This window comes from Bacillus pretiosus (assembly GCF_051294775.1).
In the GTDB taxonomy this organism is placed as follows: domain Bacteria; phylum Bacillota; class Bacilli; order Bacillales; family Bacillaceae_G; genus Bacillus_A; species Bacillus_A wiedmannii.
Genome location: NZ_JBPPHF010000709.1, coordinates 1 through 255 on the forward strand (window position 1 = coordinate 1; position 255 = coordinate 255).

The following is a 255-nucleotide window of genomic DNA, read 5'->3' on the forward strand; positions in this document are numbered from 1 at the left end:
TGCCTTGACACTAGGAGTCGATGAAGGACGGGACTAACGCCGATATGCTTCGGGGAGCTGTAAGTAAGCTTTGATCCGAAGATTTCCGAATGGGGAAACCCACCATACGTAATGGTATGGTATCCTTGCCTGAATACATAGGGTAAGGAAGACAGACCCAGGGAACTGAAACATCTAAGTACCTGGAGGAAGAGAAAGCAAATGCGATTTCCTGAGTAGCGGCGAGCGAAACGGAACATAGCCCAAACCAAGAGG

General features: G+C 49.0%; 1 rRNA gene. It reads left to right on the forward strand.

From position 1 onward, the window contains the following. Positions 1-255 (forward strand): 23S ribosomal RNA (locus ACSG5Z_RS32845); the annotation flags it as partial.